The organism is Mycobacterium sp. NPDC050041 (genome assembly GCF_049541695.1).
In the GTDB taxonomy this organism is placed as follows: domain Bacteria; phylum Actinomycetota; class Actinomycetes; order Mycobacteriales; family Mycobacteriaceae; genus Mycobacterium.
In genome coordinates this window covers 64,635-77,082 of the sequence record NZ_JBMVDG010000011.1, presented here as the reverse complement: position 1 = coordinate 77,082, position 12,448 = coordinate 64,635, and the positions used below count along the sequence as shown (strand labels likewise).

General features: G+C 69.8%; 10 protein-coding genes. 7 read left to right on the top strand and 3 right to left on the bottom strand.

Annotation, left to right across the window (positions count from 1 at the left end; translation table 11 throughout):
* Positions 1–273 precede the first annotated feature (273 nt).
* From yajC to ACPCHZ_RS25680, 6 genes are all read left to right on the top strand, one after another.
* Positions 274–660 carry a preprotein translocase subunit YajC gene (gene yajC, locus ACPCHZ_RS25705; RefSeq protein ID WP_423487348.1) on the top strand — a complete coding sequence of 129 codons (387 nt, stop codon included), beginning with the start codon at positions 274–276 and terminating at the stop codon, positions 658–660.
* Positions 661–738: 78 nt separating this feature from the next.
* On the top strand, positions 739–2,601 hold the full coding sequence (gene secD, locus ACPCHZ_RS25700) for a protein translocase subunit SecD (RefSeq protein ID WP_423487347.1): 1,863 nt from the start codon (positions 739–741) through the stop codon (positions 2,599–2,601).
* Positions 2,602–3,900, top strand: coding sequence for a protein translocase subunit SecF (secF, locus tag ACPCHZ_RS25695; protein WP_423487346.1), 1,299 nt, complete (start codon positions 2,602–2,604; stop codon positions 3,898–3,900). It begins immediately after the preceding gene.
* Between the two features lie 6 nt (positions 3,901–3,906).
* Entirely contained in the window at positions 3,907–5,550 is a 1,644-nt protein-coding gene (locus ACPCHZ_RS25690) for an ABC transporter substrate-binding protein (RefSeq protein ID WP_423487345.1), read from the top strand.
* A 92-nt stretch (positions 5,551–5,642) separates the two neighbouring features.
* Positions 5,643–6,158, top strand: a complete 516-nt coding sequence (locus ACPCHZ_RS25685; RefSeq protein WP_423487423.1) for an adenine phosphoribosyltransferase — start codon at positions 5,643–5,645, stop codon at positions 6,156–6,158.
* 81 nt (positions 6,159–6,239) lie between these two features.
* On the top strand, positions 6,240–8,558 hold the full coding sequence (locus tag ACPCHZ_RS25680) for a RelA/SpoT family protein (protein ID WP_364980450.1): 2,319 nt from the start codon (positions 6,240–6,242) through the stop codon (positions 8,556–8,558).
* On the opposite strand, the gene ACPCHZ_RS25675 is transcribed toward ACPCHZ_RS25680, so the two are convergent.
* The 3 genes from ACPCHZ_RS25675 to ACPCHZ_RS25665 all read right to left on the bottom strand — a co-directional run bounded on the left by ACPCHZ_RS25675 (position 8,525) and on the right by ACPCHZ_RS25665 (position 11,648).
* Complete coding sequence (locus ACPCHZ_RS25675) at positions 8,525–9,670, bottom strand: SecDF P1 head subdomain-containing protein (RefSeq protein WP_423487344.1); 1,146 nt, start codon at positions 9,668–9,670, stop codon at positions 8,525–8,527. The two genes, ACPCHZ_RS25680 and ACPCHZ_RS25675, sit on opposite strands and share 34 nt — an antisense overlap.
* A gap of 96 nt (positions 9,671–9,766) precedes the next feature.
* Positions 9,767–10,732: a peptidylprolyl isomerase gene (locus ACPCHZ_RS25670; protein WP_423487343.1), complete on the bottom strand. Its 966-nt coding sequence runs from the start codon at positions 10,730–10,732 to the stop codon at positions 9,767–9,769.
* Positions 10,733–10,748: 16 nt separating this feature from the next.
* Positions 10,749–11,648 carry a peptidylprolyl isomerase gene (locus ACPCHZ_RS25665; protein WP_423487342.1) on the bottom strand — a complete coding sequence of 300 codons (900 nt, stop codon included), beginning with the start codon at positions 11,646–11,648 and terminating at the stop codon, positions 10,749–10,751.
* A 131-nt stretch (positions 11,649–11,779) separates the two neighbouring features.
* On the opposite strand from ACPCHZ_RS25665, the gene ACPCHZ_RS25660 reads away from it, so the two are divergent.
* On the top strand, positions 11,780–12,448 hold the full coding sequence (locus ACPCHZ_RS25660; protein WP_364979458.1) for an MBL fold metallo-hydrolase: 669 nt from the start codon (positions 11,780–11,782) through the stop codon (positions 12,446–12,448).

Below are 12,448 nucleotides of genomic sequence, written 5' to 3'. Positions count from 1 at the left end.
ATATCGGTGGCGAACACCGGCATTGTGTGACGGGATCGTCGAACGCCGGGCACCGAGCCGGACTGCGCGGTGCTGCCCCGGCGTCGTCCTGCGCAGGATCGGTCCGATCGGCTCCATTTCAGGGGGCGCAGGCCGTCGCCGTGCTGAAGCGAACGCACGGGGCAGTCTGCTGCCAGCTGCCGGAATGGCACACTGGACAACTACGAGGCATCGCGACCTGACTGAACCGGGGCGCCGTCGCCGCACAAGCCGACACGAAAGACTGTTGCCGTTATGGACCTGGTCGTTTTCCTGCCCCTGCTCATCATCCTGGGCGCATTCATGTTCTTCGCCTCGCGCCGCCAGAAGAAGGCGATGCAGGCCACCATCGATCTGCACGAGTCGCTGCAGATCGGCGACCGGATCCACACCACGTCCGGCCTGCAGGGCACCGTCACCGGCATCACCGACGACAACATCGACCTCGAGATCGCCCCCGGCGTGGTCACCACGTGGATGAAGCTCGCCGTGCGGGACCGCATCACCTCAGACGCCGAGGACTACGACGACGTCGATGACATCGACGCGCCCACCGAGCTCACCTCGTCGGCCACCGAGGTGACCGAGAGCGCTCCCGTCGTCGACTCCACCGCCGATTCGGACCGGCTGAAGAAAGACTGACAGCAGAGCACTCAGCCCCACCACGTACTCTTTGCCGTGCTGAGCAACTGATCTCGATCTCGAGGAGACCCAACCAACGTGGCATCGTCTTCGGCGCCGGTGCATCCTGCCCGCTACCTGACGCTCTTTCTGGTGCTGCTCGTCGGCGTCTACCTCCTGGTGTTCCTCACTGGGGACAAGAAGCCCGACCCGAAGCTCGGGATCGACCTGCAGGGCGGCACCAGGGTCACCCTGACCGCGCGCACCCCGGACGGCTCGCCGCCCACCCGTGACGCCCTGGCCCAGGCCCAGCAGATCATCAGTTCCCGTGTCGACGGCCTCGGTGTCTCCGGTTCCGAGGTCGTGGTCGACGGGGAGAACCTGGTGATCACGGTGCCGGGCAACGACGGCAACGAGGCCCGCAACCTGGGTCAGACAGCGCGGCTCTACATCCGCCCGGTCATCCAGGCGATCCAGGCCCAGGCGCCCGGCGAAGGCAACGCCGAGGGACAGCCGCCGTCCGAGGGCGCACCCGGACTGCCCGGCGGACCCGAGGGCGCTCCCGGCCTGCCCGGTGGACCGGGCGGCCTGCCGCCCGGCATCCTGCCCGGCGGGCCCGAAGGCCTGCCGCCCGGCGTCGTGGCGCCGGCGCCGCCTGCCGGTGAGCAGCCCGCACCACAGCCGCGGCCCTACCCGCAGCAGCCGGCGCCGCCAGACCCCACCACCGAACCCGCGCCCGCCACCCCGCGCCAGCAGGCGCCGCCCGCACAGAACGCCCCGGGTCAGGCCCCGCCGGGCCAGGCGCCGCCGGGCCAGGCCCCGCCCGGTCAGGGTGACGAGCGCAAGGACCTCGCGCAGCGCATCTCCGACGAGAAACAGCTGCGGCAGAGCGCCGACCCGTCCATTCAGCTGCTGGCCCTGCAGTTCCAGGCCACCCGCTGCGGCGACGAGGACGTGCTGGCCGGCAACGACGACCCGAACCTGCCGTTGATCACGTGCTCCACCGACGGCCAGACGGTCTACCTGCTCAACAAGTCGATCATGAGCGGTGAGCAGATCCAGGACGCCACGTCCGGGCTGGACCAGCAGCAGGGCCAGTACGTCGTCGACGTCCAGTTCAAGGACGAGGGCGCCAAGATCTGGGCCGACTTCACCGCGGCCAACGTCGGCACCCAGACGGCGTTCACCCTCGACTCGCAGGTCGTCAGCGCGCCCGAGATCCGCGAGGCGATCCCCGGCGGCCGCACCCAGATCACCGGGTCGTTCACCAACGACACCGCGCGCGAGCTCGCGAACGTGCTCAAGTACGGGTCGCTGCCGCTGTCGTTCGAGTCGTCGGAGGCCGAGACGGTGTCGGCCTCGTTGGGGCTGCAGTCACTGCGCGCCGGCCTGATCGCCGGCGCCGTCGGCCTCGCCGCGGTGCTGCTCTACTCGCTGCTCTACTACCGCGTACTCGGTCTGCTCATCGCCCTGTCGCTGGTGGCCGCGGGCGCGATGGTCTTCGCGATCCTGGTGCTGCTGGGCAGATACATCAACTACACGCTCGACCTGGCCGGTATCGCCGGTCTGATCATCGGTATCGGCACTACGGCCGACTCGTTCGTGGTGTTCTTCGAACGCATCAAGGACGAGATCCGCGAGGGCAGGTCGTTCCGCTCGGCGGTGCCACGCGGCTGGGCGCGGGCGCGCAAGACGATCCTGTCGGGCAACGCGGTCAGCTTCCTGGCCGCCGCGGTGCTGTACTTCCTGGCCGTCGGGCAGGTCAAGGGCTTCGCGTTCACGCTCGGCCTGACCACCATCCTCGACGTCGTCGTGGTGTTCCTGGTGACGTGGCCGCTGGTGTACCTGGCCTCCACGTCTCCGACGCTGGCCAAGCCCAAGTACAACGGGCTCGGCGCGGTGCAGCAGATCGCCCGGGAACGACGCGCCGCGTCGCACGCGACCACGGGACGGGGACAGTAGATGGCGGCCATCAACCGGAACACCAAGAAGTCGTCGACCGCGGTCGAGGCGGCTCCCGCCGAAGCGGGGTCGACCGCGCCGAAACACGGTTTCTTCGTCCGGCTCTACACCGGCACCGGCGCCTTCGAGGTGATCGGGCGCCGCAAGCTGTGGTACCTGATCAGCGGCGGCATCGTGGCGGTCTGCCTCCTCAGCATCGTCATCCGCGGTTTCACCTTCGGCATCGACTTCGAGGGCGGCACCAAGGTGTCGATGCCGGTCAACGGCGTCAACGGCACGGCGACCACCACCCAGGTCGAGACCGTGTTCACCGACGCCGTCGGCAGGCCGCCGGAATCGGTGGTCGTGGTGGGCAGCGGTGACTCGGCGACGGTGCAGATCCGTTCCGAGACGCTGAGCAACGACGAGGCCGCGAATCTGCGCAGCGCGCTGTTCGACGAGTTCCAGCCGAAGGGCGCCGACGGCCAGCCCAGCGAACAGGTGATCAGCGACTCCGCGGTGTCCGAGACGTGGGGTGGCCAGATCACCCAGAAGGCGCTCATCGCACTCCTGGTGTTCCTGGTGCTGGCGGCCCTCTACATCGGTGTGCGCTACGAACTGTGGATGGCCGTCGCCGCGATCGTGACGCTGTTCTTCGACCTGATCGTCACGGCAGGCGTGTACTCACTGGTCGGCTTCGAGGTCACCCCGGCGACGGTGATCGGCCTGTTGACGATCCTCGGCTTCTCGCTGTACGACACGGTGATCGTGTTCGACAAGGTGGAGGAGAACACCGAGGGCTTCGAGCACACCACCCGGCGCACCTTCGCCGAACACGCCAACCTGGCGATCAACCAGACCTTCATGCGGTCGATCAACACCAGCCTGATCTCCGTACTGCCGATCCTCGCGCTGATGGTCATCGCGGTGTGGCTGCTCGGCGTCGGCACCCTGATGGATCTCGCGCTGGTCCAGCTGGTCGGCGTCATCGTCGGCACCTATTCGTCGATCTTCTTCGCCACCCCGCTGCTGGTGACGCTGCGCGAGCGCACCGACAAGGTCCGCACGCACAACCGCCGGGTGCTGCGGCGCCGGACGGGTGCCGCAGCCAAGAGTTCGGCGGCGGCCGCCGACGCCGGCGCGGCGGATGACATCGACACCGAGGCCGACGACGCCACAGAAGCCGACGACAGAAAGGCCGAGCAGACCGAGTCGGTCACCGCATCGGCCGGCACCAAACCCGCTGTGGGCGCGCGACCGGTGCGCCCGACCGCCAGCAAGACCGGGCGGCCTGCGGGCAAGCGGAGCCCCCGGCGGTAGACGCCGATGGCAGCCCTCAAGCGGCGCGCCGTCGCGCTGGCGGCGGCGCTGTCGATCACCGCGTTGCTCGCGTCCGCGTGTTCGGGCAGCTCGGCCGACTCCATCGACTACGCCGTCGACGGGTCGCTGAGCACGTACAACACCAACACGGTGACCGGCGCCGCGTCGGGCGGACCGCAGGCGTTCGCCCGTGTCCTCACCGGGTTCAACTACCACGGGCCCGACGGTCAGATCGTCGGCGACCACGACTTCGGCACCATCTCGGTGTTCGGCCGCACGCCGCTGGTGTTGGACTACCAGATCAGCGACAAGGCGGTGTACTCCGACGGCAAGCCGATCACCTGTGACGACCTGGTGCTGGCGTGGGTCGCCCAGTCCGGCCGGTTCCCGAGCTTCGACGCCGCCAACCGGTCCGGCTACAGCGACATCGCCTCGGTCGACTGCGCCCCCGGCCAGAAACGGGCCCGGGTGTCGTTCGCGCCCGACCGGGGTTTCGTGGACTTCGGCCAGTTGTTCGCCGCCACCGCATTGATGCCCTCGCACGTCCTCGCCGACGAACTCGGCGTCGACGTCACCACCGCGCTGCAGTCCGGCGATCTGGGCACCATCGACCGCATCGCGCAGGCGTGGAACACCACCTGGGATCTGCGGCCCGATGTGGACCTGAAGAAGTTCCCGTCGTCGGGGCCCTACAAGCTTGAGTCGGTGACCGGCGACGGCGCGGTAGTGCTGGTGGCCAACGACAAGTGGTGGGGCGCCAAGCCGGTCACCGAGCGCATCACGGTGTGGCCGCGCGGCGCCGACATCCAGGACCGGGTGAACGAGGGCACCTTCGACGTGGTCGACATCGCGGCGGGGTCGTCGGGCACGCTCAATCTGCCCGAGGACTACGTCCGCAGCGACAGCCCGTCGGCCGGCATCGAACAGCTCATCTTCGCGCCCGTGGGGCCGCTGGCCGCCCCGCCGGCTCGCCGTGCGGTCGCGCTGTGCACCCCGCGCGACGTCATCGCCCGCAACGCCCAAGTACCCATTGCCAATTCGCGGCTCAACCCGGCCAACGAGGACGCATTCGGCACCACCGAGAACGTGCAGGAGGCGGCGCAGTTCACGACGGCCAATCCGGTTGCCGCGCGGGCCGCGCTGAACAACCGGCCGCTCACGGTGCGGATCGGCTACCAGACACCCAACGCGCGACTGGCGGCCACCGTCGGCGCGATCGCCAAGGCGTGCGCACCGGCAGGCATCACCGTTCAGGACTCCGCCGGAGCGGCGATCGGCCCGCTGTCCCTGCGCAACAACGACATCGACGTCCTGCTGGCGAGCACCGGCGGCGCGGCGGGCAGCGGTTCGACGGGATCGTCGGCGATGGACGCATACGCGCTGCACACCGGCAACGGCAACAACCTGCCGCGCTACTCCAATCCACGCATCGACGGGGTGATCGGCGCGCTGGCCGTGACGTCCGACCCCAAGGAGCTCGCCCGGCTGATCGGCGAGGGCGCGCCGGTGCTGTGGGCGGACGTGCCGACGCTGCCGCTGTACCGCCAGCAGCGCACGCTGCTGACTTCGGACAAGATGTATGCGGTGAGCAGTAATCCGACGCGCTGGGGCGCGGGCTGGAACATGGACCGCTGGCGGCTGTCGCAGTGACCGGCGGGCAGGAGCGACGGGGGTACCTCCCGCCCGAAGGGCAGGGGGCCGACCCGGGAATTGGCACCGGCGGGCAGGAGGAGCGGAGTGAGATCTCCCGGCTCGTCGCGACGATGATGCGCGAGGTTCCCGACTTCCCCGAGCCGGGCATCCAGTTCAAGGACTTGACGCCGCTGCTCGCCGACGCGGGCGGGCTGTCCGCGGTCACCGACGCGCTGGCCGTCACCGCCGACGGCGCCGACCTGATCGCGGGCATCGACGCCCGCGGTTTCCTGCTCGGCGCCGCGGTCGCCATCAGGCTGGGCACCGGGGTGCTGGCGGTGCGCAAGGGCGGCAAGCTGCCGCCACCGGTGCACACCGAGACCTATCAGCTCGAGTACGGCACCGCCACGCTGGAGATCCCCGCGGACGGCCTCGACCTGACGGGGCGCACCATCTTGATCATCGACGACGTGCTGGCCACCGGGGGAACGGTTGCGGCCGCGAACAAGCTGCTCATCAGCGGCGGCGCGACCGTGCTGGGCGCCGCCGTGGTGCTCGAACTGACCGCACTCGGTGGCCGCGAGGTGGTGGCCCCGCTCCCGGTCACCAGCTTGCACACGGTGTGAGGGATATCCTCGACACGGACGGGGACGTGGGCAGGAGGTGTGACAGTGGCTGATGACGGGTCCCTGACGCAGACCCAGCCGATGCCGGTGGTGTCACCGGAGGCCGAGCAGGCCGCGCCGCCGGAGGCCCCCAAGACGACGTCGAGCGCGTCGCGGCGCGTCCGCGCCCGTCTGGCGCGCCGGATGACCGCCCAGCGCGGCACGCTCAACCCGGTGCTCGAGCCGCTCGTCGCGGTGCACCGCGAGATCCACCCGAAGGCGAATCTGCAGCTGCTGCAGCGGGCCTACGAGGTGGCCGAGGAGCGGCACGCCACCCAGTTGCGGCGCTCGGGCGACCCGTACATCACCCATCCGCTCGCGGTGGCCAACATCCTCGCCGAGCTGGGCATGGACACCACCACGCTGGTGGCCGCCCTGCTGCACGACACCGTCGAGGACACCGGTTACACCCTGGACGCGCTAACCGCCGAGTTCGGCAGCGAGGTCGGCCATCTCGTCGACGGTGTGACCAAGCTGGACAAGGTGGCGCTGGGCACCGCCGCCGAGGGCGAGACCATCCGCAAGATGATCATCGCGATGGCCCGCGACCCCAGGGTGCTGGTGATCAAGGTCGCCGACCGGCTGCACAACATGCGCACCATGCGCTTCCTGCCGCCGGAGAAGCAGGCGCGCAAGGCCCGCGAGACGCTCGAGGTCATCGCGCCGCTGGCACACCGCCTCGGCATGGCGACCGTCAAGTGGGAGCTCGAGGACCTGTCGTTCGCGATCCTGCACCCGAAGAAGTACGAGGAGATCGTGCGCCTCGTCGCCGACCGGGCGCCGTCGCGCGACACCTACCTGGCGAAGGTCCGCGCGGAGATCAACGCCACGTTGAGCAAGTCCAAGATCAACGCCGTGGTCGAGGGCAGGCCCAAGCACTACTGGTCGATCTACCAGAAGATGATCGTCAAGGGCCGCGACTTCGACGACATCCACGACCTGGTGGCCGTGCGGATCCTGTGCGACGAGATCCGGGACTGCTACGCCGCGGTCGGCGTGGTGCACTCGCTGTGGCAGCCGATGGCAGGCCGGTTCAAGGACTACATCGCCCAGCCGCGCTACGGCGTGTACCAGTCGCTGCACACCACCGTCGTCGGACCCGAGGGCAAGCCGCTCGAGGTGCAGATCCGCACCCGCGACATGCACCACACCGCCGAGTACGGCATCGCCGCGCACTGGCGGTATAAGGAGTCCAAGGGCCGCAACGCGGTTCCTGCCGGGCACGCCGCCGCCGAGATCGACGACATGGCCTGGATGCGCCAACTGCTCGACTGGCAGCGGGAGGCCGCCGACCCCGGCGAGTTCCTGGAGTCGCTGCGCTACGACCTCGCGGTTCAGGAGATCTTCGTGTTCACCCCCAAGGGTGACGTGGTCACACTGCCCACCGGTTCCACGCCGGTGGACTTCGCGTACGCGGTGCACACCGAGGTCGGTCACCGGTGCATCGGTGCGCGCGTCAACGGCCGGTTGGTGGCGTTGGAGCGCAAGCTCGAGAACGGCGAAGTGGTCGAGATCTTCACGTCGAAGGCGCCCAACGCCGGACCGTCGCGCGACTGGCAGAGCTTCGTGGTGTCACCGCGGGCGAAGGCCAAGATCCGGCAGTGGTTCGCCAAGGAGCGCCGTGAGGAGGCGCTCGAGGCCGGTAAGGACGCCATCGCCCGCGAGGTGCGTCGCGGTGGACTTCCGTTGCAGCGGTTGATGAATGCGGAGTCGACGGCGGCGCTGGCGCGCGAATTGCGCTACGTCGACGTGTCGGCGCTCTACACCGCGGTGGGGGAGGGCCACGTGTCGGCCCGTCACGTGGTGCAGCGTCTGCTGGCCCAGTTCGGCGGCGACGAGGCGGCCGAGGACGAACTCGCCGAGCGGTCCACACCGGCCACCATGCCGATGCGCCAGCGCAGCACCGACGACACCGGCGTCGCGGTGCCCGGCGCGCCCGGGGTGCTGACCAAGCTGGCCAAGTGCTGCACCCCGGTGCCCGGCGACAACATCATGGGCTTCGTCACCCGCGGTGGCGGGGTGAGTGTGCACCGCACCGACTGCACCAACGCCGATTCCCTTCGGCTGCAAGCAGAACGGCTGATCGACGTCGAGTGGGCGCCGTCGCCGTCGTCGGTGTTCCTGGTCGCGATCCAGGTCGAGGCGCTCGATCGGCACCGGTTGCTGTCCGACGTCACCCGGGTGCTGGCCGACGAGAAGGTCAACATCCTGTCGGCGTCGGTGACCACATCCAACGATCGGGTGGCGATCAGCCGGTTCACCTTCGAGATGGGCGACCCGAAACACCTGGGCCACCTGCTCGGCGTGGTGCGCAACGTGGAGGGCGTCTACGACGTGTACCGCGTCACGTCGGCGGCGTAACCGGGCGGCGCGCCCCGGCCGCGGCCGGCACCGACCACCAGCAGCACGCCGCCGATCACCAGTGCCACGACGACGGCCCCTGCGGCAAGCAGTCCGATCCGCCATGTCGTCGAGTTGTCCTGCAGCGGAACGGTTTCAGTGGTCGACGACTCGAGGGTCAACGGGAAGGGCAGCGCCCCGCCCTGCAGCGCCGCGGCGAGGTCGCGGGCGTCGCCCTCGGTGAAGTTCCCGGCGATCTGCGTGCGTCCGCCGGACATGGCCTCCACGATCTCGGGTGCGCTGAGGACGGCGGTGTCGAGTGTGAAGGCCACCTGCGTGCCGATGTTGGAAGCGGTGAACTGCGCCCAGCGGCCGGCCCCCGCATTGTCGAATTCGAGGTCCACCACCCATCGGCGGCTTCCTTCGTCGTATTCGTGGCCCGCGCTCTGGATGCTTTCGCCGTCGATGATCGTCTTGCCGAGCAGATAGACCGTCTTGCCGTCTTGGGAGCAGGTGACCAACGGCTGGTCCGGGTCGTCACGGCCCGCCAATGCGTCGTGGTCGCCGCAGCGGGTGGCCTGGAACTGCAATGCCAGCAGCTGGATCGACGGGTCGGCGCTCTGCCGCAGTTGTTTCTCGTCGGCCACCGCCTGCGGGCTCGGCGTCTTCGGCCTGTCCGTCGGTCCGCCTGCCGACTGCGCTTCGGTCGCGTGGATGACCGGACGCAGATCGAGTCGCCCGGCCGCACCGATGTCGTCCCACTCGTCGTCGGTGCCGGGCACCGACAGGATGATCGCGTCGCCGCTCACCGCCGCCTGCGCGCCGCGCCCGCCCCGGGCGGCGGCGCGCGCCTCGAGGACGCCGCGGGCGCGTTCGAGGGAATCCGCGGAGGCCGACGATCCCGGCGCAGGCCGCAGCGTCAGCTCGGTGCGTTCCCCGGAGGTGGCGCCCGGCGCCCACCGGTCCCGGGTCAGCAACAGCGCGAACGCATACCCGCAGACGATGACGGCCAGCACCACGATCACGAGCAAGCGCAACGCACGCTTCGGAGCGGGCGGCGGCGCCGGCTGCCACGGACCGTGAGTGGTGCCGGGAGACGGCCACGGGCCGCCGGGTGGTGGCGCCATGCTCATCGGACCGTCCCCTCACTGACCCGCGAACGGGGTCACACCATTACACCCCGGCCGGCGGGGGACGCGCGGCGGCGAATCCCAGACCACCGGCGGGTGTCAGTCCAGCCGCGCCTGCGTGATCGTGACCTCACGTGCGGGCGGGCCGTCGTCGCCGCCGTCGGCGACACCGCCGGCGGCGATCGCGTCGAGTGTCGCCAGACCCGTCTCGTCGACGGTGCCGAACACCGTGTAGGTCGGCGGCAGCTGGGAGTCCGCGTACATCAGGAAGAACTGGCTGCCGTTCGTGCCCACACCCGAATTCGCCATGGCCACCGTCCCGCGCGGATAGGTCACCGCCTGCTTCAGCGCCGTATCGGACAGCCGGTACTGATTGGTCGGGTACTCGTTCGGGAAGCGGTAGCCCGGCCCGCCGGCGCCGGTGCCCGACGGATCGCCGCATTGCAGCACCTTCAGCACCGGGGAGGTCGTCAGCCGGTGACAGGTGGTGCCGTCGAAGAAGCCCTGCTGGGCCAGGCTGGCGAAGTTGTTCACGGTGCACGGCGCCTTGGCGTTCTCCAGCGTCAGGCCGATGTTGCCGCGGCTGGTCTCGATGCCGGCACCGACCGTCGCCGGCTCGGTGGGCACCCTGCCGGTCCGTGGCGCGGTGACCCGCTTGCTCGCCGCGGCAGGCGTGGCGGGGTACTGGCAGTTGGTGCCCGGCGGCTGCGGCGGGTCGAACGCGGGCAACGCCAACCCGGATGGCGGCGGAGCGGCGGTGTAGACCGGGCCACTCGGCCGGTTGTCGATCTCCTGTGACACCGCGACGAGGAAGAGCACCATCAGCACGACGAAGACGATGCTCAGCACGGTCGCGACGTAGCCGACGATCAGCCCGGTCAACGCGAGCCCGCGGCCGTCCTCTCCGGTGCGCTTGATCTGCGCCAGCGAGATGTGGCCGAAGATGATGCCCAACGGCGCGAACAGGAAGGCGCACACCAGCGCGGCGATCGCCATCGCGTTCGTCGACCGGGGCGGCGGTCCGGGATAGGGCGGATACCCGCCGTAGGGCGGCGGCGCGGTCACGTCGGGTGTGCCGGACTCAGTCGAGCAGAACCGAGGTGACCTTCACCTCGTTGGTCGGTGCGCCGTCGTCGGCCCCACGTTCGCCGGGGACGACGCCCGCCGCGGCGATCTTGTCGAGGGTGGCCAGCCCGGTGTCGTCGATCTTGCCGAACACCGTGTAGTTCGGCGGCAGCTGGGAGTCGCCGTAGACCAGGAAGAACTGGCTGCCGTTGGAGCCGGGGGCGCCGGTGTTGGCCATTGCCAGGGTGCCGCGCGGGTAGACCACCGGGCTCTGCAGCGCCGGGTCGTCGGGCTGGAACTGGTTGGTCGGGTACTCGTTGTCGAAGCCGTAACCCGGTCCGCCGGTGCCCTTGCCGGTCGGGTCGCCGCACTGCAGCACCTTGAGGCCGGTGGACGCGGTCAGCCGGTGGCACACCGTGTCGTTGAAGTAACCCTGCTGCGCCAGACTGGCGAAGCTGTTGACGGTGCACGGCGCCTTGGCGTTGTCGAGCACCAGGCCGAGGTTGCCCTGATTGGTGGTCATGCTGACGCTGACCTCTGCCGGGTCGGTGGGCACCGCACCGGCGCGGGGCGGGTTGACCTTCTTGCTCGCGGGCTCCTGGCCGGCCGGGTATTCACACTTCGAGCCCAGACCGGCGGGTGCGGCGAACGCCGGCAGCTGGGGCAGGCCGTCTGCCGACGGCGTCGGTGCGGCCGGGGTGGTCGAGCTGCTCGGTGCGGCCGAGGCGGTGTCGGCGTTCGAGTCGTCCTTCAGGAAGAGGAAGCCGAGGACGGCGGCGCCGGCGACCACGAGCACACCGACCACCGATCCGATGATCGTCAGCTGGCGCCGCCTGCGTTCCTGTTGTGCCCGCCGCTCCAGCTGTCGCTCGAGCTTGCGCTTGGCCGCTGCACGTCGTTGTTCGTTGGTGGGCACCGCCGGTAGTCCCTTCTCGTTTCCGCCGCTCGTCGCGTCCGGTCGGCACCGAGTGTGCCAAAGGTTGCTGAGTGGACGGTGAACGACCCACGGGATCGGCGCGGGAGATCCGGCATGGGAAACTCGTGGACGTGTTGATCACCGGTTTCCCCGCGGGCATGTTGCAGTGCAACTGCTACGTGCTGGCCCCGCGGCCGGGATCGGACGCCGTGATCGTCGACCCCGGCCAGCGGGCGTTCGGCCCGCTGCGCCGCATCCTCGACGAACAGCGCCTCACCCCGGCGGCGGTGCTGCTCACCCACGGCCACATCGACCACATCTGGTCGGCGCAGAAGGTCGCGGACATGTACGGCTGCCCGGCGTTCATCCACCCCGACGACCGGTACATGCTGACGGACCCCGTCAAGGACTTCACCTCGGGCTTCCTCGGCGGCCTGGGCCGGATGGCCTTCGGCGCGGTGTTCCGCGAACCGCGGCAGGTGATCGAACTCGACGCCGACGGCGAGAAGCTCGACCTCGGCGACATGGTGGTGACCGTCGACCACACCCCGGGTCATACCAGGGGTTCGGTGGTGTTCCGGCTCGAGGGCGACGCCACCGAGGTGGCGCTCACCGGCGACACCCTGTTCCGCCGGTCGGTGGGCCGCACCGACCTGCCCGGCGGCAGCGGCCGCGACCTGCTGGGCTCGATCCTGACCAAACTGTTGGTGCTCGACGACGCCACCGTGGTACTGCCGGGCCACGGCGAGAAGTCCACGATCGGCGACGAGCGCCGCACCAACCCGTTCCTCAGAGGCTGA

Excerpts from the sequence above, each read along its gene's own strand:
- yajC (WP_423487348.1), top strand. The coding sequence starts at position 274 with ATGGACCTGGTCGTTTTCCTGCCCCTGCTCATCATCCTGGGCGCATTC.
- secF (WP_423487346.1), top strand. The coding sequence starts at position 2,602 with ATGGCGGCCATCAACCGGAACACCAAGAAGTCGTCGACCGCGGTCGAG.
- ACPCHZ_RS25690 (WP_423487345.1), top strand. The coding sequence starts at position 3,907 with ATGGCAGCCCTCAAGCGGCGCGCCGTCGCGCTGGCGGCGGCGCTGTCG.
- ACPCHZ_RS25680 (WP_364980450.1), top strand. The coding sequence starts at position 6,240 with ATGCCGGTGGTGTCACCGGAGGCCGAGCAGGCCGCGCCGCCGGAGGCC.
- ACPCHZ_RS25675 (WP_423487344.1), bottom strand. The coding sequence starts at position 9,670 with ATGAGCATGGCGCCACCACCCGGCGGCCCGTGGCCGTCTCCCGGCACC.